The 21,546-nt window shown below is 61.7% G+C and carries 23 protein-coding genes; 13 read left to right on the top strand and 10 right to left on the bottom strand.

Features of this window, described 5'->3' with window-relative positions; translation table 11 throughout:
- Nucleotides 1-53 precede the first annotated feature (53 nt).
- Nucleotides 54-752, top strand: a complete 699-nt coding sequence (locus J3P88_RS21795) for a response regulator (protein WP_434571569.1) — start codon at nt 54-56, stop codon at nt 750-752.
- Between the two features lie 116 nt (nt 753-868).
- Here J3P88_RS21795 and J3P88_RS21790 read toward each other — a convergent pair whose 3' ends face one another.
- Nucleotides 869-1,906, bottom strand: coding sequence for a patatin-like phospholipase family protein (locus J3P88_RS21790; protein WP_186710805.1), 1,038 nt, complete (start codon nt 1,904-1,906; stop codon nt 869-871).
- A 208-nt stretch (nt 1,907-2,114) separates the two neighbouring features.
- On the opposite strand from J3P88_RS21790, the gene J3P88_RS21785 reads away from it, so the two are divergent.
- The 3 genes from J3P88_RS21785 (at nt 2,115) to J3P88_RS21775 (ending at nt 4,304) form a co-directional block, all read left to right on the top strand.
- A complete protein-coding gene (locus tag J3P88_RS21785) occupies nt 2,115-2,405 on the top strand; it encodes a hypothetical protein (protein WP_014337256.1) in 291 nt (96 codons plus the stop codon).
- 108 nt (nt 2,406-2,513) lie between these two features.
- On the top strand, nt 2,514-3,269 hold the full coding sequence (locus tag J3P88_RS21780; protein ID WP_186731066.1) for a CHAD domain-containing protein: 756 nt from the start codon (nt 2,514-2,516) through the stop codon (nt 3,267-3,269).
- A gap of 237 nt (nt 3,270-3,506) precedes the next feature.
- Complete coding sequence (locus J3P88_RS21775) at nt 3,507-4,304, top strand: acyl-CoA thioesterase (protein ID WP_434571566.1); 798 nt, start codon at nt 3,507-3,509, stop codon at nt 4,302-4,304.
- A gap of 12 nt (nt 4,305-4,316) precedes the next feature.
- Here J3P88_RS21775 and J3P88_RS21770 read toward each other — a convergent pair whose 3' ends face one another.
- The 3 genes from J3P88_RS21770 to J3P88_RS21760 all read right to left on the bottom strand — a co-directional run bounded on the left by J3P88_RS21770 (nt 4,317) and on the right by J3P88_RS21760 (nt 7,498).
- A complete protein-coding gene (locus tag J3P88_RS21770) occupies nt 4,317-4,691 on the bottom strand; it encodes a terminase (RefSeq protein WP_434571564.1) in 375 nt (124 codons plus the stop codon).
- Between the two features lie 270 nt (nt 4,692-4,961).
- Nucleotides 4,962-6,443 (bottom strand): methyl-accepting chemotaxis protein, encoded by a 1,482-nt coding sequence (locus J3P88_RS21765; protein WP_434571562.1) that lies wholly within the window; start codon nt 6,441-6,443, stop codon nt 4,962-4,964.
- Between the two features lie 245 nt (nt 6,444-6,688).
- The gene (locus tag J3P88_RS21760) at nt 6,689-7,498 is read right to left on the bottom strand and encodes a TatD family hydrolase (RefSeq protein WP_434571560.1); all 810 of its coding nucleotides are present in this window, start codon (nt 7,496-7,498) and stop codon (nt 6,689-6,691) included.
- 236 nt (nt 7,499-7,734) lie between these two features.
- On the opposite strand from J3P88_RS21760, the gene J3P88_RS21755 reads away from it, so the two are divergent.
- Both J3P88_RS21755 and J3P88_RS21750 read left to right on the top strand, forming a co-directional pair.
- The gene (locus J3P88_RS21755; RefSeq protein ID WP_186710828.1) at nt 7,735-9,156 is read left to right on the top strand and encodes a transglycosylase SLT domain-containing protein; all 1,422 of its coding nucleotides are present in this window, start codon (nt 7,735-7,737) and stop codon (nt 9,154-9,156) included.
- A gap of 100 nt (nt 9,157-9,256) precedes the next feature.
- Nucleotides 9,257-9,691 (top strand): DoxX family protein, encoded by a 435-nt coding sequence (locus tag J3P88_RS21750; RefSeq protein ID WP_186710836.1) that lies wholly within the window; start codon nt 9,257-9,259, stop codon nt 9,689-9,691.
- A gap of 354 nt (nt 9,692-10,045) precedes the next feature.
- Here J3P88_RS21750 and J3P88_RS21745 read toward each other — a convergent pair whose 3' ends face one another.
- Nucleotides 10,046-10,171: a hypothetical protein gene (locus tag J3P88_RS21745; RefSeq protein ID WP_256211722.1), complete on the bottom strand. Its 126-nt coding sequence runs from the start codon at nt 10,169-10,171 to the stop codon at nt 10,046-10,048.
- A 398-nt stretch (nt 10,172-10,569) separates the two neighbouring features.
- On the opposite strand from J3P88_RS21745, the gene J3P88_RS21740 reads away from it, so the two are divergent.
- Nucleotides 10,570-10,878, top strand: coding sequence for a class I SAM-dependent methyltransferase (locus J3P88_RS21740; RefSeq protein ID WP_186705366.1), 309 nt, complete (start codon nt 10,570-10,572; stop codon nt 10,876-10,878).
- A 17-nt stretch (nt 10,879-10,895) separates the two neighbouring features.
- On the opposite strand, the gene greB is transcribed toward J3P88_RS21740, so the two are convergent.
- The 3 genes from greB to J3P88_RS21725 are packed head-to-tail and all read right to left on the bottom strand — an operon-like array spanning nt 10,896 to nt 14,615.
- Nucleotides 10,896-11,393 carry a transcription elongation factor GreB gene (gene greB, locus J3P88_RS21735; protein WP_003199337.1) on the bottom strand — a complete coding sequence of 166 codons (498 nt, stop codon included), beginning with the start codon at nt 11,391-11,393 and terminating at the stop codon, nt 10,896-10,898.
- Nucleotides 11,394-11,427: 34 nt separating this feature from the next.
- On the bottom strand, nt 11,428-13,932 hold the full coding sequence (locus J3P88_RS21730) for an ABC transporter permease (RefSeq protein ID WP_186730962.1): 2,505 nt from the start codon (nt 13,930-13,932) through the stop codon (nt 11,428-11,430).
- Nucleotides 13,932-14,615, bottom strand: a complete 684-nt coding sequence (locus J3P88_RS21725) for an ABC transporter ATP-binding protein (protein ID WP_060738553.1) — start codon at nt 14,613-14,615, stop codon at nt 13,932-13,934. The genes J3P88_RS21730 and J3P88_RS21725 overlap by 1 nt, the downstream gene beginning before the upstream one ends.
- A gap of 10 nt (nt 14,616-14,625) precedes the next feature.
- On the opposite strand from J3P88_RS21725, the gene J3P88_RS21720 reads away from it, so the two are divergent.
- The 3 genes from J3P88_RS21720 (at nt 14,626) to J3P88_RS21710 (ending at nt 16,791) form a co-directional block, all read left to right on the top strand.
- A complete protein-coding gene (locus J3P88_RS21720; protein ID WP_186705364.1) occupies nt 14,626-15,231 on the top strand; it encodes an arylesterase in 606 nt (201 codons plus the stop codon).
- Between the two features lie 56 nt (nt 15,232-15,287).
- Nucleotides 15,288-15,581, top strand: a complete 294-nt coding sequence (locus J3P88_RS21715) for a hypothetical protein (protein ID WP_003199347.1) — start codon at nt 15,288-15,290, stop codon at nt 15,579-15,581.
- Nucleotides 15,582-15,819: 238 nt separating this feature from the next.
- A complete protein-coding gene (locus J3P88_RS21710) occupies nt 15,820-16,791 on the top strand; it encodes a L,D-transpeptidase family protein (RefSeq protein ID WP_186705363.1) in 972 nt (323 codons plus the stop codon).
- Nucleotides 16,792-16,930: 139 nt separating this feature from the next.
- Here J3P88_RS21710 and oprI read toward each other — a convergent pair whose 3' ends face one another.
- Nucleotides 16,931-17,182 (bottom strand): outer membrane lipoprotei OprI, encoded by a 252-nt coding sequence (gene oprI / locus J3P88_RS21705; RefSeq protein WP_003183784.1) that lies wholly within the window; start codon nt 17,180-17,182, stop codon nt 16,931-16,933.
- Between the two features lie 634 nt (nt 17,183-17,816).
- Between oprI and J3P88_RS21700 the strand changes: the two genes are divergently transcribed.
- A complete protein-coding gene (locus tag J3P88_RS21700; RefSeq protein ID WP_186705362.1) occupies nt 17,817-18,098 on the top strand; it encodes a GNAT family N-acetyltransferase in 282 nt (93 codons plus the stop codon).
- 166 nt (nt 18,099-18,264) lie between these two features.
- On the opposite strand, the gene J3P88_RS21695 is transcribed toward J3P88_RS21700, so the two are convergent.
- Nucleotides 18,265-19,341 (bottom strand): 3-deoxy-7-phosphoheptulonate synthase, encoded by a 1,077-nt coding sequence (locus tag J3P88_RS21695; protein WP_003199364.1) that lies wholly within the window; start codon nt 19,339-19,341, stop codon nt 18,265-18,267.
- Nucleotides 19,342-19,608: 267 nt separating this feature from the next.
- Between J3P88_RS21695 and J3P88_RS21690 the strand changes: the two genes are divergently transcribed.
- Together J3P88_RS21690 and J3P88_RS21685 are read left to right on the top strand one after the other, a co-directional pair.
- Complete coding sequence (locus tag J3P88_RS21690) at nt 19,609-20,562, top strand: putative 2-dehydropantoate 2-reductase (RefSeq protein ID WP_434571553.1); 954 nt, start codon at nt 19,609-19,611, stop codon at nt 20,560-20,562.
- Nucleotides 20,563-20,585: 23 nt separating this feature from the next.
- Nucleotides 20,586-21,491: a 5'-nucleotidase gene (locus tag J3P88_RS21685; RefSeq protein WP_186705359.1), complete on the top strand. Its 906-nt coding sequence runs from the start codon at nt 20,586-20,588 to the stop codon at nt 21,489-21,491.
- The last annotated feature ends 55 nt before the right edge of the window (nt 21,492-21,546 follow it).

The raw sequence follows: 21,546 nt of genomic DNA, 5'->3' as shown, positions 1-21,546 counted from the left end.
CCAGCAGCTTGCGACCTGCTAGCCTTTCCATTTGATTGCAATGAACGAGCCCCATGAGCCAGACCGCGACCCTTTTGGTCATCGATGACGAACCGCAGATCCGCAAATTCCTGCGCATCAGCCTGAGCTCCCAAGGCTACAAGGTGCTGGAAGCCGGCACCGGCGCCGAAGGGCTGGCCCAAGCTGCGCTGAACAAACCCGACTTACTGGTGCTCGACCTGGGCCTGCCGGACATGGACGGCCAGGAGGTGTTGCGCGAGTTTCGCCAATGGTCGACGGTGCCGGTGCTGGTGCTCTCGGTGCGGGCCAGCGAAGCGCAAAAAGTCGAGGCGCTGGACAACGGCGCCAACGATTACGTGACCAAGCCGTTCGGCATCCAGGAGTTCCTCGCCCGTATTCGCGCCCTGTTGCGCCAGGCCCCGACCGGCGAGCCCCAGGAGGCTGCGCTGAAGTTCGGACCGCTGACGGTGGACCTGGCCTATCGACGGGTGCTGCTGGACGACGCCGAAGTGGCCTTGACTCGCAAGGAGTACGCCGTCCTGGCGCAACTGGCGCGGCATCCGGGGCGGGTCATCACCCAGCAACAACTGCTCAAGGACATCTGGGGCCCGACCCACACCGAAGACAGTCACTATCTGCGGATCGTGGTCGGTCACTTGCGCCAGAAGCTGGCCGACGACCCGACCCGGCCGCGGTTCATCGTGACCGAGGCGGGGGTGGGGTATCGGTTGTTGGGGGAGGGTGGGCTTTAGGCTCTGTGGCGTTTGATTTGCCGCCTTCGCGAGCAGGCTCGCTCCCACATAAGATCTGCGGTGGACACTGTGTGGGAGCGAGCCTGCTCGCGAAGAGGCCCTGACAGCCAGATCGCTCAGTTCTGCTCACGCTCATACCGATCCAGGGTATCGCTGGCAATCTCCCGCCCCAGGGCGATCAATTCCGGCGCCTTGTAGAACTCGAAAAACCGGCACACCCGCTTAGGCACGTTGATCAGCACATCTGGCGGATAACCGGCGATCTTGTACTGGGCCAGGGAGGTCTGCATCACTTCGAAACTCTGGTTGATCAAGTCCAGCAACGAGGCTGGGCCGACGTTATCGATGATGAATGAACCGGTGGCGGATTTCGGCGCGCCTTCATTCTCCGGCGCGGCAGCCGGCTGTTGGCCTTCGGGCTCGGCCGAGTCGATCCATGGGTTGATGTCGGCCGCCTCGGCCTTCAAGGCTTCCTGCTCCAGCAGCAACAGTTGTTCGGCCTGCTTGCGGCGAAACGGCAGGCGCGAACCCAGTGAGCTGACCAGGGTATCGAAGCGGCGCCGGAACGCGGCGGGGCGCGGAATCACTGGTAATCGATACTGTTTCTGGTTGGTGGCGTTGAGGTTGACGGCGATGATCAGGTCGCAGTGGCTCGACACCACCGGCACGATCGGCAACGGATTGAGCAGACCACCGTCCACCAACATGCGGTTGCCTTGCATCACGGGCGTGAACAGGCTGGGAATCGCCGCCGAGGCGCGCATTGCCTGGTGCAGGCAACCTTCCTGGAACCAGATTTCCTGCTGGTTGGTCAGGTCGGTGGCCACGGCGGTGTAGGGAATGCGCAGGTCCTCGATATTGATGTCGCCGACGATCTTGTGGATCTGTCCGAACACTTTTTCACCGCGAATCGCCCCCAGGCGAAAGCTGACGTCCACCAGCCGCAGGACATCCAGGTAGTCGAGGCTTTCGATCCAGTCGCGGTAATCCTTGAGCTTGCCCGCGGCATAGATCCCGCCGACGACAGCGCCCATGGAACAACCGGCGATGCAGGCAATGTCATAGCCACGCCGTTCGATTTCTTCGATCACCCCGATATGGGCATAGCCCCGGGCCCCACCCGAACCCAATACCAATGCGACACGTTTTGTCATGACCCGGCCTCTTGTCGAACAGACTTCAACAATGCACTCATCGACGGCTCGGCTCAATCATTGTGGCGCACGCGTCGTTATTTGATACGCCAGCGCGGCATTTGCGTATTCTTCCCCACACTGGAATTTACCCGGTCGGGCCTTGGCACTTTTTGCCGGTGCGACCGTCTTACCAGCACGACTGTTTTCCTGACTTGAGGTGTAATCGATGAAAGCCCGGATCTGCCTGCCCCTGGTGGCATCCCTGATGGTTCTGGCCCTGGCTGGTTGCGCAGGCAAAACCGCTTACCGTGACAGCTGTGGCAGCCAACTCGACAGCGCCTGGCGTGAACTGGATCTGGCCAAGGCCGAAGGTTTTGCCGGCACCGTCAGCTACTCCAAGGCCTTGTCTTTGCTGACCGGCGCCAAGACCCAGCAGCAATTCGAAGCGTTCGAAGGCTGCGCCAAGAAAGCCGAGAAGGCGCGTTTCTACATCCGCGAATCCCGCGCGGGAAGGTGATAAAGGCAGCTGCAAGCTTTAAGCTTCAAGCTGCAAGAGGGCGCTACACGTCGCTCCTCACTTGCAGCTTGAAGCTTGCTACTTGAAGCTGCGTACGGAGTACGCCCCATGATCGATCGGCTGGTGGCCCGCATATTGGGCCTGGAAGTCCGGCTGCTGGCCTGTCAGGCCCGCTTGAATGCCCACACCGACAGCGAAGCCCTGCATGACCTGCGCACCACGGTACGCCGTTTGCGCAGCTTGTTGCGTCCGCTGCGTGGATTGCCCGGCGTTGAACAACTGGAAACGGCGGCTTCGGCGGTCGGTACGTTGACCACCCCGTTGCGTGACCGCGAAGTGTTGGCGGCTTACCTTGAGCAACACGGCCAGACCGCGGCGGCGCGGCGACGCCAGGTGCAAATGGCCGATGCCTATCCCGCCGTGGCCGCCAGTGTCGAGCTGGCCCAATTGCTGATGATCCTCGATGCGTTCCCGCGCTTCATTCGCGCCGCCCAGCGTGAGGGGTTGCTGAAGGGTTTGCGCAAACGCATCGAAAAGCGCCTGGACAAGCAATGGAAGAAACTCGACGAAGCCCTGCGCGATCCGGCCCATGACCGCCACCGTTTGCGCCTGTTGATCAAGCGCGTGCGCTACGCCATCGAAGCCTACCCCGAACTCGACCGTCTGCCCGAAGCGGCCATGCCCCGGCTCAAATCCGCCCAGGGCGCGCTGGGCGACTGGCATGATTGCTGGCAATGGCTGGCCAGGGCCAAGGAAGAAACCGATCTGCACGCTTGCGTGCCGACCTGGCACGCCACGATGGAAAAGGCCGAGGCCAAGTCCGACAAGGTGCTCGACAAGTTGATTGCCAGTTGCTTCGAATAATCCTGAACCCTGTACATGCCTCTGTGGGAGCGGGCTTGCTCGCGAAGGCGATAGATCAGTTCATACAGTTGTGACTGACCCACCGCCTTCGCGAGCAAGCCCGCTCCCACAGTTGATTGGGGGTGAATTCAAAAATGGCGGCTTTTCTGTCAGTCTCTTTGGCCGGAATGAGCCCTGTGCCGCCCGTCCGGGCTGGTTAAGATGCCTTCATCCTTTTCCCCTGTTTTCGAGGTCGTCATGCGCTTTTCCGAGTTGATCGATGCCGTGCGCCGGCAGCCAGGCGCGGTGACCATCGCGCCAGAATGGGGCCAGGGTCGGGCCAGTTTTGGCGGGTTGGTGGCGGCGCTGCAATATGAGGCGATGCGTGCCCGAGTGCCGGCCGATCGCCCGGTGCGTTCGCTGGCGATCACCTTCGTCGGCCCGGTCGAGCCCGACGTGCCGGTGAGTTTTGAAGTCGATGTGTTGCGTGAAGGCAAGGCGGTGAGCCAGGTGTTGGGGCGGGCGGTGCAGAACGGCCAGGTGGTGACCGTGGTGCAAGGCAGCTTTGGCGCCTCGCGCTCGTCCGTGGTGGCGGTGCAGGCCGACCCCGCGCCGGATTTCAAAAGCGTGGAGCAATGCCAGGAACTGCCTTACGTCAAGGGCATGACCCCGGAATTCATGCGGCACCTGGCGATGCGTTGGAGCGTCGGCGGCTTGCCGTTCAGCGGCAATAAATCCCGGAGCATGGGCGGCTGGGTGCGCTTGCGCGGTGATGTGCAGGAGGAGCCGCTTAACGAAAGCCATATCCTGGCCTTGGTGGACGCCTGGCCGCCGGCGTTGTTGCCGCACCTCTCGCAAATGGCCCCCGGCAGTACGCTCACCTGGACCATCGAGTTCGTCCAGCCGTTGCTGGAGCTCACGACGCTGGACTGGTGCAAATACCTGGCCGAGATCGAGCATGCCCAGGACGGCTACGGCCATGTCGCCGCGAAGTTCTGGAGCGCCGATGGTCGCTTGATCGCCCTGAGCCGGCAGACCGTAACGATCTTTGGTTAAAGGTTTCCTCGGTTAAGGCTTGCGGTTGTGACGGTGGCGATCGCGCCAGGCGCGCCACCAGCCACCGCTGAGGAAGAACCGCGGAAACGTCAGGAACTGCTCCACCAATAGGCGTGAGACTGCATCCTTGCGGTCGCTGAACGGTTCGGAGGTCTGGGTCTCCAGGCTGTGGCCGTGGCGCTGCAAGCCCAACGCCGCGAGGAGGCCGATGACACCGATGGCGACATCGCCCAGGCTCAAGCTGAACACCCCCGACACAATCAGCAGAAACGCGATGATGAACAGCGGCACGGCAATCAGGTGCAACACCAGGTTGGTGGGGTGGCGATGATTGCCGGGGTAGGCGCGCCATTGCCAGGCCGGAAGGTTGGGGTGACGTTTGCCCATGATGCTATTCCTTGAACGAAACCGAATAACCCAAGGATAGGTCCGGGCGGGCGGTGCGGCGAATGGCGGTTGGCTATCGAAGCGATAGGTGGCCATACAGTTTTGCTGTTGTGGCAAGGGACTTATTTGTTTTGTAAGGGCTGTGGGAGCAAGGTTTGCCCGCGATGGGCGCGATACGGTCTTTGGTGAACCGAGGTGCCCCCATCGCGGGCAAGCCTTGCTCCCACAGAGGGCATTCCCTCAATACAGGGGAGTTGGGCAAGCCAGTTTCTACAGTTTCAGCTGCCCGATCGCCTTGCTCAACTCCCCCGCCAACGTTGCCAGTTCGTCACTGGTGGTGGCTGAATCCACGGTCTGGCGCACGGTATTTTCGGTCACGTCGCGAATGCTCACCACCGCCCGGTTCATTTCTTCGGCGACGTGGCTTTGCTGCTCGGCCGCAACGGCAATCTGGGTATTGCTCTCGCGCATCTGCGCCACCGCTGCGGTGATCTGCGCCAACGCATCGCCGGCCTCGCGGGCCTGTTGTACGCAGTCGTCGGCCTTGAGCGAACTCTCCTGCATGAAGTCCACCGCGTCCCGGGTTCCGGCTTGCAGGGCCGAGACCATGGTGGTGATTTCGTCCGTGGACGTCTGGACTCGCTTGGCCAGATTGCGCACCTCGTCGGCCACTACGGCAAACCCCCTGCCCATTTCCCCAGCCCGCGCTGCTTCGATGGCCGCGTTCAGGGCCAGCAGATTGGTTTGTTCGGCGATGCTGTGGATCACATTGACCACGCCGTTGATCTTCTGGCTGTCTTCGGCCAGGCGTTGGATCATCTCGGCGGTCTGCTGCACGCCCGAAGACAACCCGGTGATCGACTGCTGCACCCGGCCGACCACTTCGTGGCCATTGCCGGCCAGGGTGTCGGCGGTTTTCGACAGGTCGCGGGTGGCGCCGGCGTGCTGGGCGATGTGATAAACCGTGGCGGACATTTCGTTGATCGCCGTAGCCGCCTGATCGGTTTCGCTTTGCTGGCCGAGCATGCCGTGGCGTACCTCGTTCATGCTCGACGCCAGGCGCGCCGCACCACTGTCCAACTGCCGGGCGGTGCTGGCAACGGTGTCGACCACCCGTTGATAGCCGGCTTGCATGGCATTGAATGCCGCCGCCATCTGGCCCACTTCATCCTTGCAGGCCAGGGGCACGCGGGCGGACAAGTCGCCGGTTTTTTCCACGTGCAGCATCACATCCTTGAGCGTATTGAGCTGGCTGAGCAAAAAGCGGATCAACAGTTGCGACGCGCCCAACATCGCCAGCATCAACACGAACACCGCCACGGCGTATTGGCTGAAGCGTTCACCGAACACTTGGCTCAGGCTTGCACCATGGGCCAATACCGCGAGTTGCTGGCCGTCACCTCGACGGATCACCTGGGCACCCAGCAGCGGATTGTCGCCCAACAGCGGCCCGGCATCGAATTCGACCCAGCCCTCGGCCTGCACCAGCGAAGGCAACGGTTGCTCATTGAACACCGGGATCTGCCCGCGCTGGAATGCCAAAAGGTTGTTGGCTTTGGGCACGGGTTGTCCAGTAGGCCAGGCGTCGAGCACCTGTGCCTGGACCCGGGCGTTCGCCTGGGCCGCGTGGTTGCGGGCTTGCTGTTCGAGGTGCACGGCGTAGAGCACCAGCAGCAACGTGGTGATAAAGGCGACTGCATTGACCGCCCAGAATTTGTATTTCAACGAGATATTGCTAAGCCAGGCACCCATGGAAGGTTTTCTCTGATAGCGGAAACAGCATTGGCAAGGTGCCATTATTGTGCCGCTACTCAGGAGGCTGGGTTTTGATGTGGGTCAACGGACAGCTGAGGTGCCGGGGATTTTGATATGGACTAACAGACAACCGGATCTCTTGTGGGAGCGGGCTTGCTCGCGAATGCGGTAGATCAGCAAATACAGTAGTGACTGATCCAACGCATTCGCGAGCAAGCCCGCTCCCACAGGGGAATGCGGGTTCATTCGGAAAGAGTGGGCAAACCAAAAAACGCCCGGGCGCAGGCGGTGCTGTGGGCGGCCAGGTCTTCCTGGGTTTCGCCCCGGTGCAAGGCCACTTCGCGCAGGACCTCCGTCAGGTAGGCCGGCTCGTTGCGCCCGTTCTTGGGTTTGGGCCGCAGCGTACGGGGCAGCAAGTAGGGCGCGTCGCTTTCAAGCATCATCCGACCGCGGGGTATTTCACGCACTAATGGGTGCAGGTGCGTGCCCCGGCGTTCGTCGCAAATCCAGCCCGTGATGCCGATGTGCAGGTCCAGGTCGAGGTAGCTGAACAGCGCCTTTTTTTCACCGGTGAAGCAATGCACCACGGCCGCCGGCAACTGATCGCGAAAATCCCGGAGGATGTCCAGCAAGCGCTGGTCGGCGTCGCGCTCATGGAGGAAGACCGGCAGTTGCAACTGGACTGCCAGGGCGAGGTGCTCCTCCAAGACTTTTTCCTGCTGGGGCCGAGGAGAGAAGTCCCGGTTGAAATCCAGTCCGCATTCGCCCACCGCACGCACGCGGCTGTGCATCAGCAGGTCCTTGAGGTGCCGGGCGCTGTCGGCGGTCCACTCGCTGGCGCTGTGGGGGTGAATGCCAGCGGTGGAAAACAGCCGCTGCCCGGTGTCGTCGAGCTGTTGGCACAGTTCCAGGGCCTGTTCGCTGCCCTCGAGGCTGGTGCCGGTCAGAACCAATTGGCAGACCCCGGATTCATAGGCGCGCTCAAGTACCGCCTGGTGTTTGTCGGCGAAACTGGGGTTGGTCAGGTTGACGCCGATATCGATGAGTTGCATGGTGCTACCTCGGCCCAAAGGCCGGAAAGCATATCAGAGCTGTAGATTTATAAGAAAAACCAAGAACTACAACGAGTTGAGGCTGTCTGTTAAGGCCGCGAGACACATTGGGTTGGTATAAAGGCCATCGCTGTGCCAGTCTTCCGCACTTTTTCGGCGTCTCAGACGCTCTGTTTCCGTCGACTCAGCCTCGTTTTTCAAGGGAGGCGGTCGGCGGTATTCCTTCCGGAGAGTGGATGACACGTCCCCAGGCGTTGCTACTGTTGTGTTGTTCGCTGCTGTTGCCGATGCCGGCCGAAGCGCGGCTGCCTGGCCCAGTGCAGGCGGTGGCGCCGGGCACGGTGCGCGACTTGGCGCAAATCCGTAGCAGCCGAGTGTTGAAGGTGCTGGTCAATCAGAGTCGCAACAGCTCCGGTGAAGTCCAGGGCCAACCCATTGGCGTCGAATACCACCGGCTGCGCGCTTTCGAGCAATACCTCAATGGCCACGCCCTGGATGGCCAGGAAATCACTCTCAAGATCATCCCCAAGGCCAAGGACCAACTGCTCGGTGCCTTGCAGCGTGGGGAGGGCGACCTCGTCGCGCCGGGTGAGTTGCTTGAGCCCCAGGCCGGCCATGCCGTCAGTGCCAGCAATCCGATCCGTACCGACGTGCCTTTGCTGCTGGTGGGCATCAAGGGTGAGAAGCGCTACACGCGCGTGGAGCAACTGTCCGGCAAGACCCTGGCCCTGCCCAACGGCAGCGCGGCGGGGGACGCCGTGAGCCAGATCAACCAGAAGCTGGCGCTGCTCAAGCTGCCGCCGGTGAAGATCGAATGGGTCGATCCCTCCCTGGCTGTGGAGGATGTCCTGGAGATGGTTCAGGGTGGGATTTTCCATTTGACCATCGTCGAGCAGCCCATCGCCGAGCGCTGGGGCAAGATCCTGCCCAAGCTGCGCTTCGACCGTCAGGTGCTGATTGGCGAGCCGGGTGACGAATACTGGTTCGTTCGCCGTGACGCCGCCATGCTGCGGGCGAGCATCGACCGATTCCTGGTGACCTACAAGGTGCCCTCTAATCAAGACGCGGCATTCCTGCGTATCTATCGGCGTTTGTACCAAGTCCATTATCCGCTGGCCCGGGCCAATCGCCAGCGTCTGGAAAAGCTGCGCCCGGTGCTGCAAAAACATGCCGATGCCCAGGGCATGGACTGGCTCAACCTGGCGGCCCTGGCCTTCAAGGAATCCGCCCTGCAACCCAACGCCCGCAGCGGCTCAGGCCCCACCGGCCTGATGCAGATCACCCCGGCGGCGGCCCAGCGCGTCGGGGTCGATAACATCCAGAACCTGGACGCCAATGTGCAAGCCGGCGCCAAGTACCTGGCCCTCATCCGCCGCAAGTTCTTCGCCAGCCCCAAGCTCAACGAGCGCGAACGCATGGCCTTTGTCCTGGCGGCCTACAACATGGGCCCCGAGCGTGTCCAAGGTATGCGCGCCGAGGCTCGGCGACGGGGACTGAACCCCAACCAATGGTTTTTCCAAGTCGAGCGCATTGCCATGGAGCAGGTGGGAATGGGCGCCGTCAGCTATGTTAATAGTGTGAATAAGTACTACCTGGCGTTTGATCGTGAACGGGAGTCCTTGGAACCGAAGGAGCAAAAGGTTGCATTGCGTAAATGATCGAATAAATTGATTGATATAACGGATTATTTCCGCTTTTAACATGAATTTTATTGATTAATATAGCGGCCAACTCTCCACTACCCCAAGGAATAACCTTATGAGCACATTCATCAACAAAGTCCTGTTCACCCGCGCCGGCTACGGCTTGACTGTGCTGCGCATCGTCGTCGGCGTCATCTTTGCCGCCCACGGTTCGCAGAAACTCTTCGGTCTGTTCGGTGGCTACGGCCTGGCAGGCACGGCGCAGTGGATGGAAAGCATCGGCCTGACCCCGGGCTATGTGATGGCGACACTGGCGGGCGGCACGGAGTTTTTTGCCGGCCTGGCGTTGATCATCGGTCTGCTGGCCCGTCCTGCGGCGTTGGGCCTGGCGTTTGTGTCGCTGGTGGCGATTTTCTCGGTGCACATTGGTAACGGCTTGTTCATGGCCAACAACGGTTATGAGTTTGCCCTGGCGTTGCTGGGGGGCAGTATCGCCGTGTTGATCGAAGGGGCGGGCAAGTTGTCGGTCGATCGTGCCGTTGCGGGTTGATTGCTCGATTTGAATTCGAGGCCCGTCTTGTACGTAATGCTGTTCACTTAGGAAAAACGGCGCTCCTTCCAGAAATGGGAAGCGCCGTTTTTTTGCGGCTTTTTGGAAAAATCTACTCGCCTTTTCCTGGATGGATCGTGTGTATATCCGTTGCTGCGGTAACGACGGCTTAGGGTTTCGCCCTTACGGCGGGTCACTGTTGAGAAGCGTGTAGCGTTTTTCCTGTGGGAGCGAGCCTGCTCGCGAAGGCGGTGGCTCAGCCACATAGATGCCGGCATGTGCCCCGTTCTTGCTCTTGCTCTTGCTCTTGCTCTTGCTTTGGATCTTGATCTTGATCTTGATCTGGACGCCCCGTTAAACCACGCTGGCCGAACGCAGGCATTGCGCAGTGGGCACCTCGGCATGGATGCCGAGGTAGCCGCGCTGGGCCATGGATGGCCCTTCGCGGCGGCCCACGGAGCAATGCCGGAGTGAGGGCATGCCGAGCCTAAGCGAGGCACCGAGTGGTGGGGCAAAGCGTTTTTGGTTACTTTTGGCGCTTTTCCAAAAGTGACCCGCTGTAAGAGCGGAACCATAAGTAGCCGTTGCCGCAGAAACGGATATACACACCAAACCACGCCCCTCTGAACAGATAATCAGAACACAGCATTACCGTCTTGCACGGGTCTTTTTTATGGGAAGTGATTCTTGACACTGACCAGTCAGCTTCTCTAGGATGCCGCTCATGCGCCGATTTAAACAGCTACTTGCGGGGCGCCAGGTGACTCATCCAGTCGCCGACAGAAGCCGGAAAACACGGCTTCGAAATACCGCTAAAGCGCTGGTTCGGTGTTGCCTCTCACCTGCCATGCAGACTTTTGAGGCAGAGACACGACACGATGAACGCACCCAGTCCCCTTGTACGTCTTGCGCCGATCACGGCGAACCTAGTGCAGCGCAACCCGAAAATCCTCCTGGGCGGCACCCACCAGCCAACACTCTTGCGTTACCTTGACGGCTGGCCACGTCGCAACCACGGGCCTGCTGCTTTCCTGATCCAATTCGTCGAAGACGGTGAATCACTGGCACGTTTTGCCAATGATAGCTTCGACCTGGCTGTCATCCAGTCCCCCAGCACGGCGGACGCTCCCGAAATGATCCGGCAACTGACCCGTGTTGCACGGCAGGGCCTGATCACTCGCCGCTGAGGCGAGGATTACGGATATTACGGATACGCGATGTCGACGATGTAGACCCGCTTCTCACCTGTGGGCGTCTGGACGCTGACCTCCGCGTCCAAGGCCTTGCCGATCAGTGCCCTGGCCAACGGCGAGTCAATGCTGATCAGGTTCTGTTTCAGATCCAGCTCGTCCGGGCCAACAATGCGATAGCGTGATTCCTTGCCGTCCTCATCTTCGACCGTGACCCAGGCGCCGAAATAAACCTTGTTTGGATCGCTGGGTTTTTCACTGACCACCTTGAGCGCCTCGAGGCGCTTGGTGAGGAAGCGCACGCGACTGTCGATTTCCCGCAGCATTTTCTTGCCGTAGGTGTATTCGGCATTTTCCGAGCGATCGCCCTGGGCCGCTGCCTCGCTGACCGCCTGGGTCACCTGGGGACGGCGCACATGCCACAGCTCATGGAATTCGGCGCGCATCCGCGCTTCACCCTCGGGGGTGATCAGCGCGGTGCCGGCGGTGCGGGGTGGGCGATAACGGCTCATGGCAACTTCTTGTGATAGCGAAGCCGGGAGTCTATCAACCCTCGCGCAATACTGTCAGCGGGCTGGCGTTGAGCGCCCGACGGGTACCAAACACCCCGGCCGCGCCGATCAACAAGGCCCCCAACAGCGGCAATACCAATAGCCATGGATGCGGGTGCCAGGGCAGGTCGAAGGCGTACCGGTAAAGCACCAGGCTCACCAGCTCCGAGCCCAGGGCCGCCAATAGGCCGCTGACCGCCCCCAACAGGCCGAATTCGATGCGTCGGGCCTTGACCAGCAGAGGGCGTTCGGCGCCCAGTGCGCGCAACAGCGCGCCTTGGCGAATCCGCTCGTCGAGGGTGGCCTGCAGGCCGGAAAACAGCACCGCCATCCCCGCCGCCAGTACAAACAACAGCACGTACTCCACGGCCAGGGTCACCTGGGCCAGGATGCTGCGCAGTTGTTCGAGCAGGGCTTCGACTTGCAGGATCGTCACCGCCGGGAAGGCCCGGGACAGGTCGACGATTTGTTGGTCGTGACCCGCCGCCAGGTAGAAGCTGGTGAGGTAGGTCGCCGGCAGGTCCTTCAATGTGCCGGGCTGGAAGATCATGAAGAAGTTGGGCTGGAAATTGTCCCAGTTGATTTCCCGCAAGCTGGTGACCTTCGCCTCACGGTTGACGCCGCCCACGCTGAAGACCAGGCGATCGCCCAGCTTGATCTTGAGGTTTTCGGCGACTTTGCCTTCCACCGAAACCCCCGGGACATCGTCCGGTGGCTGCTGCGGCCACCAGGTCCCGGCGGTGACGACGTTGCCCGCCGGCAGGTCCGCGGCCCAGGTCAGGCTCAGGTCGCGTTGCAGTGCCCGGTCACCCGCCGAATCCTTGGTGACGAACTCCGTGGCCGGTTCGCCATTGATGCTGATCAGGCGCCCGGGTACCACGGGGTAGAGCGGGGCTGATTGCGCGGACAATTCCAGCAGCTTGTCGGTGAAGGCCTGCTTGTCGTTGGGCAGGATGTTGAGGGCGAAATAGTTCGGCGCATTCTTGGGCAACTGGTTTTGCCAGGTGTCCAGCAACTCGCCGCGCAGCAGCGCGATCAACGCCATGGACAACAGGATCAGGCCGAACGCCAGGGCCTGGCCGGCCGCCGCCAGGGGATGACGCAGCAATTGGCCGAGGCCCAGCCGCCAGGGCAGGGCGGCGCGGGCCAGCAGGCGACGCAGGCTCTGGAGCAACAGCAATAAGAGGCCGCCGAGCACCAGCGCGGCAACGACACCACCGCCCAACAGGGCGAAGGTCAGCACCAGGTCCAGGCTCAGGCGCCACATGATCAGGCCCAGGGCGCCCAGTGCGGCACCGTAGATCACCCAGGAGCTGGAGGGGATTGGCAGCATGTCCCGGCGCAGCACACGCAACGGCGGCACTCGCCCCAGCGCAGCCAGTGGCGGCAAGGCGAACCCCGCCAACGCCACCAGCCCGGTGCCGATTCCGGCAATCGCCGGCAGCAGGCCGCCGGGCGGAACGGTGGTAGGCAGCAGGTCATGCAGCAGGGCGAACAGGCCCAATTGGGCGACCCAGCCGAGCAGTGCGCCGCTGATGCTGGCGAGCAGGCCCAGCACCGTCAATTGCAGGCTGAACAGCACCATGGTTTCCCGGCGGGACAGGCCCAGGCAGCGCAGCAGCGCGCTGGCGTCGAAGCGTCGGGTGGCGAAGCGGTTGGCCGAAAGCGCGACGGCCACACCGGACAACAACACCGCCACCAGACTGGCCATGTTCAAGTAGCGCTCGGCCTTGCCCAGGGCGCCGCCGATCTGGCGGTTGCCGTCGCGGGCATCCTGCAGGCGCTGGTTGGGTTCAAGCCCAGGCTTGACCAGGTCGCGGTAGGTTTGCAGGGCCGGTGCCGGGCCGCGCCACAGGTCGCGATAGCTGACACGGCTGCCCGGTTGCACCACGCCGGTGGCCTCCAGGTCCTTGAGGTTGATCAGTACCCGCGGGGTGAGGCTGTAGAAGTTGCCGGCGCGATCGGGTTCATAGGTCAGCACCCGGGCCAGGCGCAGGGTCTGGTTGCCGACGTCGATGCTGTCGCCGATCTTCAGGTCCAGTGCCGTCAGCAGCCGTGCCTCGACCCAGGCCTCGCCAGGGTTCGGACGTCCGCCGGTTTCTTCCGGGGCGAACGGGGCAGGGGTGCTTTTCAGCTCGCCGCGCAAGGGGTAGCGGTCATCGGCCGCCTTGACGCTGGACAGCTGGATGCCATTGTCGGTGGCCACGACACTGGAGAACTCCACCACCCGGGCATGTTCCAGGCCCAATTCGGTGCCGCTGCGGATTTGCTCCGGGCGGGCCGGCGAGCTGCCTTCGAGCAGCAGGTCGGCGCCGAGGAATTCGGTAGCGCGCATCATCATCGCGCCGTTGAGGCGGGCACCGAAGTAGCCGATGGCGGTGCTCGCCGCCACCGCCACCAACAGGGCGAAGAACAACACCCGCAACTCACCGGCGCGGGCATCGCGAAGCAATTGACGGACAGCGAGGCTGAACAGGCGCAACAGCGGCAGACGTGCCATCAAGGCTCCAGAGGGGCGACCATCTCGCCGGCTTCAAGTCGGATCAGGCGCCGGCAGCGATGGGCCAGGCGTTCATCATGGGTGACCAGCACCAGGGTCGTACCGCGTTCCTTGTTCAGTTCGAACAGCAGGTCGCTGATGCGCTCGCCAGTGTGGCTGTCGAGGTTGCCGGTGGGTTCGTCGGCAAACAGCACGTCGGGCTCGGCGGCAAAGGCGCGGGCAATCGCCACCCGTTGCTGTTCACCACCGGAGAGCTGGCGCGGCGAATGGGTCAGGCGCTGGCCCAGGCCGACGCGCTGCAACAGTTGCGTGGCGCGTTCGCGGGCATCCTTGCGGCCGTCCAGCTCCAGCGGCAACATGACGTTTTCCAGTGCATTGAGGCTGTCGAGCAACTGGAATGACTGGAAGACGAAACCGACATGCTCGGCGCGGATCCGCGCCCGCTGGTCTTCATCCAGCGCGCTGAGGGCCTGCCCGGCGAGCGTGACCTCGCCGCTGCTGGGCAGGTCGAGGCCGGCCAGCAGGCCCAGGAGGGTGGATTTGCCGGAACCGGACGCGCCGACGATGGCCAGGCTGTCGCCCTTGTTCAGTTCCAGGCTGAGTTCATGCAGGATGGTCAGTTCACCTTCCGCGCTGGCGACCACTTTGCTAAGGTCCGTCGCGGTGAGAATGCTTGAGCCCATGGAGAATCCGATGCGTGTGTGGTTTTTGAGTGCCGGCCTGGCCTTGATGTGCATGGTCCAGAACGCAGCGGCGGGTACAGTCCTGATCGTTGGCGATAGTATCAGCGCGGCTTTCGGCCTGGATACCCGGCAGGGGTGGGTGTCGTTGCTCGAACAACGGCTCAAGGCCGAGGGTTTTGACGATAAAGTGGTCAATGCCTCCATCAGCGGCGACACCAGCGCCGGAGGCCAGGCGCGGCTGCCGGCGCTGCTTGCAGCCCATAAACCGGACCTGGTGATCCTGGAACTGGGCGGCAACGATGGCTTGCGTGGACAACCGCCAACACAATTGCAACAAAACCTTGCAGCGATGATCGACAGCGCCCGCGCCAGCGGTGCGAAGGTACTTTTGCTGGGTATGCAATTGCCGCCCAACTACGGACGGCGCTACACCGATGCCTTCGCTCGGGTCTACAGCACCCTGGCCGAGGAGAAGAAAGTCCCGCTGGTGCCGTTTTTCCTCAAGGACGTCGGTGGCGTTCCGACCATGATGCAGAGCGACGGATTGCACCCGTCCGTCGCGGCCCAGGGCAAGTTGCTGGAAAATGTCTGGCCGACGCTGAAACCGCTGCTTTGACGCTTTTCTACCGGCGGGCTTTCGGCTAATGTGGCGCCCCCGATTTGGAGCCCCCGATGCCGCGTCCCGCCTGGTCCCTGTTTGCCTACCAACTGATCGAGCCTGACGAGCAGTTGGACCTGTTCGCCTGCCAGGAAGTACGGGTGCACCTGGTGACCCGGCAGTTGGAACTCGGTGGCTCGGCCGACCGGACCCTCTGCGGCAGCCTGCTACCGGCCCAGCCGCGCTGGTCGAGCGTCGATCGCAAAATTTTCCAGGATCATCGCCTGTGCTCGCTGTGCCGGGCGATCCTGGAATCCCAGAAGCGCGGCACCTCGCCGATCTGGCCGGAGCTGCGGTTCGAACTTTAATCCCCGAATTCTAGGTATTGCCTTTGTGGGAGCGGGCTTGCTCGCGAAGGCGGCACATTCGACATCAACGCAAGCAGACCCACCGCTTTCGCGAGCAAGCCCGCTCCCACAGGGTTCCATTTCAATTTCCAGACATGCTGCGCATCGGACGCCTCCGTACCGCTCTCCCCGAAATAACAGGTGGCAGTGTACAATCGCCGTTTTCATACCCCAGTTCGATCTGCGAAGGATTTCCCGGATGTTGCCGCGCTTGCCTGCCGTCGCCCGCTGCCTGTCTCTTGCCGCCCTGTGTATGGCGGGCCCCGTTGCCGCCCTGGAGCTGCCCCTGCCACCGCCGGGTGAAGACATTATCGGCCAGGTGCAGGTCATCAAGGCCAAATACGAAGACACCTTCGCCGACCTAGGCACCGCCTATGACCTGGGCTACAGCGAGATGGTCGCTGCCAACCCGGGGGTTGATCCCTGGTTGCCGGGCACTGGTACCGAGATCGTGTTGCCCACGCGCTTCATCCTGCCGCCGGGCCCGCGCGAGGGCATCGTGATCAACCTGGCCGAGTACCGTCTCTACTATTTCCCCAAGGGGCGGAACGTGGTCTACACCTTCCCGCTGGGGATTGGCCGTGAGGGCTGGGGCTCGCCAATCGCCCACACCAGCATCATCGCCAAGACCCCGAACCCGACCTGGACTCCGCCCGCGTCGATCAAGGCCGAACACGCCGCCGACGGCGACCCGTTGCCGAATGTCGTGCCTGCCGGCCCTGATAACCCGCTGGGTCCTTTCAAGTTCACCCTGGGCACCCCGGGCTACCTGATCCACGGTTCGAACAAGAAGTTCGGCATCGGCATGCGCACCAGTCACGGTTGCTTCCGGATGTTCAACAACAACGTACTGGAAATGGCCGGCATGGTGCCGGTGGGCACGTCGGTGCGGATCATCAACGACCCCTACAAGCTGGGCTTGAGCGGCGGCAAGGTGTATCTGGAAGCGCATACGCCGCTGGACGACAAGGGCAACCCGTCGGTGGTGGACAAGCACACCGCCGTCATCAACGCGATGCTCAAGCGCGAAGACATCACCAGCAACCTGCGCATGAACTGGGACGTGGTGCGGGACGTGGTCGCGGCCGAAGATGGCCTGCCAGTGGAAATCGCAGTTCCAAATACCTCGGCACCGATGGTTTCGAGCGCGCCGATCGACCTGCAGCAGTAAAAGCTTGAAAGCAACCCGCCGACGTTTCGCGATGTCGGCGGGTTTTTTATCGCCTGGTAAAACACCAGTCAATAGCTCTTGAATCCAAAAAAAAGCCGACCCAAGAATGGGTCGGCTCGATAACAATCCCGAAGGACTATTACTTGCGGCTAGCTTTTTCCAGCATGCGCAGAGCACGCTCGTTAGCTTCGTCAGCAGTCTGTTGTGCTTTTTGAGCAGCAGCCAGAGCTTCATCAGCTTTACGGTAAGCTTCGTCTGCACGAGCCTGGGAGCGAGCTGCTGCGTCTTCGGTAGCAGTCAGACGTGCTTCGGTTTCTTTCGATGCGCTGCTGCAACCGGTAGCCAGAACTGCGGCCAGGGCCAGAGCAGAGAATTTCAGAACGTTGTTCATCGGTTTCCCCTTCAAGGACTTTCTATTAGTGACTGTCTCCCCAGACTGAGGAGTTAGCCGGCGTACATACTACCCATTACTTGTAGTAAGTAAACTGACGTAGCGCAAGAAGCAAAAAAATTGTAGGCGGTGATTCTTTTTCGAGCAACTTTTCTGAGGGTTGTTTAAAAAATATACAGGCCAAAGCCCTTGCCTGGAGCGCGTCGACGAAAAAAAGTTCCGTGGCCGGGTGAACTCTCGCAGACCTCGCTAACGTCGTTGTTTATTGATTCACCTACACTTTTGTACATTTTTTGTGCAGCGCTCCGGGCATCTTTATTGGTATTGGCGGTGACTTTAACTACGCGCGCTCGTCTCAAGACTCAACAACTGGCGATGTTCAGCTATTGCACCGTGACCGACTACAGCGCGACGATGGCGCTCAATCGATAAACCCGACCAGGTTCACCCCTTCGATGACAGGCGTGCCTTGAGCATTTGCGTCATTGGTGCCTACTATTCACGACGTGCTCGGGTTTGGGCGGATCGGTTTTGGCGCTCGGTGACCAGGAAGGCACGGGGTGGCGTAGAGGTTCCTTCGCCGGAAAAACATCGGTAAGGTAGGGGTCGGCATTCAGACCCGCGAGGAGTAGTGATGAGCGAGGCGGTTACCATCCACCATGACCAGGCTGGTCATCAGTTCGAGACCAATGTGGACGGTCATCGTGCCTATCTGACCTACATGGACCTGGGCAAGCAGACCCTGGACATCTATCGTACCTTCGTGCCCAACGCCCTGCGTGGCAGGGGGATTGCAGCGAAGTTGACCGAAGAGGCGCTGAAGTACGCTGAAGAAATGGGCTACACGGTGATCCCGTCCTGCTCCTACGTGGAGCGCTACATGGAGCGTCACCAGCGGCACGCGGCGAAGCTCTGAGAAAACGGATTCCCAATAAAAAACGCCGGGCTGAGAAGCCCGGCGTTTTTTATTTCTGGTGGAGCAAAGGATCGCAGGCTTCGCCAGCTCCCACATACCCCAAATATGCGTGGGAGCGTGTAGGAGCTGTGTAGGAACTGTCGAGTGAAACGAGGCTGCGATCTTTTCAGCCGCGCTGCCGCTTAGGCAATACATCCTTGAGCTTGGCATGCATGCTGCGCAGGGTGTTCTCGGTCGCGCTCCAGTCGATGCAGGCATCGGTGATGGAGACGCCGTATTGCAAGTCGGCGAGGTCTTTCGGAATGGCCTGGCAGCCCCAGTTCAGGTGGCTTTCGACCATCAGGCCGATAATCGACTGGTTGCCTTCCAGGATCTGGTTGGCCACGTTTTCCATGACCAGCGGTTGCAAGGCAGGGTCCTTGTTGGAGTTGGCGTGGCTGCAATCGACCATGATGTTCGGTTTGATCTTGGCTTTGTTCAGTGCCTGCTCGCACAGGGCAACGCTGACCGAATCGTAGTTCGGCTTGCCGTTGCCACCGCGCAGCACCACGTGACCGTAGGCGTTGCCCTTGGTGGTGACGATCGACACGCCACCTTCCTGGTTGATGCCCAGGAAACGGTGCGGGCTGGAAACCGATTGCAAGGCGTTGATCGCCACGGTGAGGCCACCGTCGGTGCCATTCTTGAAGCCTACCGCCGACGACAGGCCGGAGGCCATTTCGCGGTGGGTCTGGGATTCGGTGGTACGCGCGCCGATGGCCGACCAACTGATCAGGTCCTGCAGGTACTGCGGCGAGATCGGGTCGAGGGCTTCGGTGGCGGTGGGCAGGCCCATTTCGGCCAGGTCCAGCAGCAATTGACGACCGATGTGCAGGCCGTCCTGGATCTTGAACGAGTCGTCCAGGTACGGGTCGTTGATCAGGCCTTTCCAGCCGACGGTGGTCCGAGGTTTCTCGAAATACACGCGCATGACCAGGTACAAGGTGTCCGATACTTCCGCGGCCAGCACTTTCAAGCGCTCGGCGTATTCGTGGGCGGCCTTGATGTCGTGGATCGAGCAGGGGCCGATGACCACGAACAGGCGATGGTCGGTGCCGTCCAGGATGTTGCGAATGACTTCCCGGCCCTTGGTCACGGTGCGCAGGGCAGCGTCGCTCAAGGGAATATCGCGCTTGAGCTGGTCAGGCGTGATGAGGGTCTCGTTGGAGGCGACGTTAAGGTCGTTGATCGGTAAATCAGCCATCGTGTTACTCGTCAGGTCACGGGTGCCGGCCGCCAGCGATCCCCGCGCGGCGGTGCACAGCGGATTTTAAGCGCGTCGGGGAGCCGAACCTTATCGCGTTACGAGGTGGCTCGACAATGGGCTGAGACGGGTTTAATGCCCTACAGGCTGGGGAAAAGGCCTTGGAGATGGCTCTGCAACAGATTCGTGAGCAGATGTAATGAAGATTGCATGCCGTGCCGCTCGCGCTGATAGTGTGCAGGAACTTTTACCAGGGGAGTTGCGACGATGCAGGCAGGCGCTAAACCACGGATCGGGATGATCGGCACCGGGGCGATTGGCGGGTTCTACGGGGTGATGCTGGCGCGTGCCGGTTTTGACGTGCACTTCCTGTTGCGCAGCGAATTTGCCGCCGTGGCCGAAGCCGGTTTGCGGATCGACAGCGCGGTCCACGGTGCACTGGCCCTCCACCCGGTCCAGGCCTATCTCTCGGCAGCCGACATGCCGCCCTGCGACTGGCTGCTGGTCGGCGCCAAGACCACCAGCAATGCCGACCTGGCCCCGGCCATTGCCCAGGCGGCCGCTGATGGGGCCAAAGTCCTGCTGCTGCAGAACGGCCTCGATGTCGAGGACGACCTTCGACCGTTGCTGCCCGACTCGTTGCACCTGCTGGGTGGCCTGTGCCTGATCTGCGTGCATCGCGTCGGCCCTGGCGTCGTCGCCCATCAGGCACTTGGCGCGGTCAACGTCGGTTATCACAGCGGTCCTTGCGCCGATCAGGCGCAACGCATGGCGATCGTCGAAGAAGTGACGACGATGTTCCGCAGCGCCGGTATCGACGCCCAGGCCATGCCCGGCCTGCAACAGGCCCGCTGGCAGAAGCTGGTGTGGAATGTGCCGTACAACGGCCTTTCGGTTCTGCTGGGCACCAGTACTACGCCGTTGATGGCCAACGACCATAGCCGCGAATTGATCCAGGCGCTGATGGGGGAGGTGGTTCGCGGTGCCCAAGCCTGCGGGCATCAGATCGCGCCGGGTTATGCCGAGTACCTGTTCGCGATGACCGAGAAGATGCCCGACTACTGGCCGAGCATGTACCACGATTATTCCCACAAGCGTGCGCTGGAACTGGACGCGATCTATGGTCGGCCATTGGCGGCGGCGAAAGCGGCAGGGTGTGAGCTGCCGAAAATCGAAGCCTTGTATCAGGCGTTGGCGTTCATGGATCGAAACAACCGCTGAGCGGGCGAAAGGGGGGGATCGGCATGGCAAACAACATCGACGACAAATTGGTGCTGGCGATTTCGTCGCGGGCGCTGTTCGACCTGAGGGAAAGCCACAAGGTGTACCTGTCGAGTGGCGTCGAGGCCTATCGGCAATATCAGATCGAGCATGAAGACGAAGTCCTGGCGCCCGGTGACGCGTTCGCCCTCGTGCAGAAACTGCTGGACCTCAACGAGCACCTGGGGCGTGCCCGGGTCGAGGTGATCCTGGTCTCGCGCAACAGTGCCGACACCGGCCTTCGGGTGTTCAACTCCATTCATCACTATGGGCTGGCCATTTCACGCGCGGCCTTCGTTGGCGGCCGTAGCCCTTACCCGTACCTCAAGGCTTTCGGCTGCGATCTCTTTCTGTCCACTCACGCTGAAGACGTGCGCAGCGCCCTGGACGCTGGCTTTGCCGCGGCGACCATCCTCTCGGGTGGTGCCAGTCGCGCCGCTAGCGGGGAATTGCGCATCGCCTTCGACGGCGATGCCGTGCTGTTTTCCGATGAGTCGGAGCGTGTCTATCAGACCGGTGGTCTGGAGGCATTCCAGGCCAGCGAGCGACAGGCCGCCCGCGAGCCGCTGCGGGGCGGGCCGTTCAAGGGCTTCCTGGCGGCGCTCAATGCGCTGCAACGTGAGTTTCCCGAGGATGCCTGCCCCATCCGCACGGCGCTGGTGACGGCCCGTTCGGCACCGGCCCACGAGCGGGTCATCCGGACGTTGCGTGAATGGGACATCCGTCTGGATGAGTCGTTGTTTCTCGGCGGCCTGACCAAATCGGCCTTTCTGGAGGCCTTCGCCGCCGATGTGTTTTTCGATGACCAGACGGGCCATTGCGAACTGGCTCGGGAGGTGGTCGCCACCGGTCACGTGCCCCATGGCATCAGTAACGAAATAAAGCCCTGACGACCTCGGGGCCGGGACGTCAGGCCGCACGTCGCAGTCTCCAAGGCGCTGCTAA

This window comes from Pseudomonas sp. Z3-6, assembly GCF_051131985.1.
In the GTDB taxonomy this organism is placed as follows: domain Bacteria; phylum Pseudomonadota; class Gammaproteobacteria; order Pseudomonadales; family Pseudomonadaceae; genus Aquipseudomonas; species Aquipseudomonas zanjanensis.
Note: the sequence above shows the minus strand (reverse complement) of the source record. Positions and strands in the feature narration are given on the sequence as shown.

Coding starts and splice junctions, on each gene's coding strand:
- J3P88_RS21795 (WP_434571569.1), top strand. CDS start 54: ATGAGCCAGACCGCGACCCTTTTGGTCATCGATGACGAACCGCAGATC.
- J3P88_RS21790 (WP_186710805.1), bottom strand. CDS start 1,906: ATGACAAAACGTGTCGCATTGGTATTGGGTTCGGGTGGGGCCCGGGGC.
- J3P88_RS21785 (WP_014337256.1), top strand. CDS start 2,115: ATGAAAGCCCGGATCTGCCTGCCCCTGGTGGCATCCCTGATGGTTCTG.
- J3P88_RS21780 (WP_186731066.1), top strand. CDS start 2,514: ATGATCGATCGGCTGGTGGCCCGCATATTGGGCCTGGAAGTCCGGCTG.
- J3P88_RS21775 (WP_434571566.1), top strand. CDS start 3,507: ATGCGCTTTTCCGAGTTGATCGATGCCGTGCGCCGGCAGCCAGGCGCG.
- J3P88_RS21770 (WP_434571564.1), bottom strand. CDS start 4,691: ATGGGCAAACGTCACCCCAACCTTCCGGCCTGGCAATGGCGCGCCTAC.
- J3P88_RS21765 (WP_434571562.1), bottom strand. CDS start 6,443: ATGGGTGCCTGGCTTAGCAATATCTCGTTGAAATACAAATTCTGGGCG.
- J3P88_RS21760 (WP_434571560.1), bottom strand. CDS start 7,498: ATGCAACTCATCGATATCGGCGTCAACCTGACCAACCCCAGTTTCGCC.
- J3P88_RS21755 (WP_186710828.1), top strand. CDS start 7,735: ATGACACGTCCCCAGGCGTTGCTACTGTTGTGTTGTTCGCTGCTGTTG.
- J3P88_RS21750 (WP_186710836.1), top strand. CDS start 9,257: ATGAGCACATTCATCAACAAAGTCCTGTTCACCCGCGCCGGCTACGGC.
- J3P88_RS21745 (WP_256211722.1), bottom strand. CDS start 10,171: ATGCCCTCACTCCGGCATTGCTCCGTGGGCCGCCGCGAAGGGCCATCC.
- J3P88_RS21740 (WP_186705366.1), top strand. CDS start 10,570: ATGAACGCACCCAGTCCCCTTGTACGTCTTGCGCCGATCACGGCGAAC.
- greB (WP_003199337.1), bottom strand. CDS start 11,393: ATGAGCCGTTATCGCCCACCCCGCACCGCCGGCACCGCGCTGATCACC.
- J3P88_RS21730 (WP_186730962.1), bottom strand. CDS start 13,932: ATGGCACGTCTGCCGCTGTTGCGCCTGTTCAGCCTCGCTGTCCGTCAA.
- J3P88_RS21725 (WP_060738553.1), bottom strand. CDS start 14,615: ATGGGCTCAAGCATTCTCACCGCGACGGACCTTAGCAAAGTGGTCGCC.
- J3P88_RS21720 (WP_186705364.1), top strand. CDS start 14,626: ATGCGTGTGTGGTTTTTGAGTGCCGGCCTGGCCTTGATGTGCATGGTC.
- J3P88_RS21715 (WP_003199347.1), top strand. CDS start 15,288: ATGCCGCGTCCCGCCTGGTCCCTGTTTGCCTACCAACTGATCGAGCCT.
- J3P88_RS21710 (WP_186705363.1), top strand. CDS start 15,820: ATGTTGCCGCGCTTGCCTGCCGTCGCCCGCTGCCTGTCTCTTGCCGCC.
- oprI (WP_003183784.1), bottom strand. CDS start 17,182: ATGAACAACGTTCTGAAATTCTCTGCTCTGGCCCTGGCCGCAGTTCTG.
- J3P88_RS21700 (WP_186705362.1), top strand. CDS start 17,817: ATGAGCGAGGCGGTTACCATCCACCATGACCAGGCTGGTCATCAGTTC.
- J3P88_RS21695 (WP_003199364.1), bottom strand. CDS start 19,341: ATGGCTGATTTACCGATCAACGACCTTAACGTCGCCTCCAACGAGACC.
- J3P88_RS21690 (WP_434571553.1), top strand. CDS start 19,609: ATGCAGGCAGGCGCTAAACCACGGATCGGGATGATCGGCACCGGGGCG.
- J3P88_RS21685 (WP_186705359.1), top strand. CDS start 20,586: ATGGCAAACAACATCGACGACAAATTGGTGCTGGCGATTTCGTCGCGG.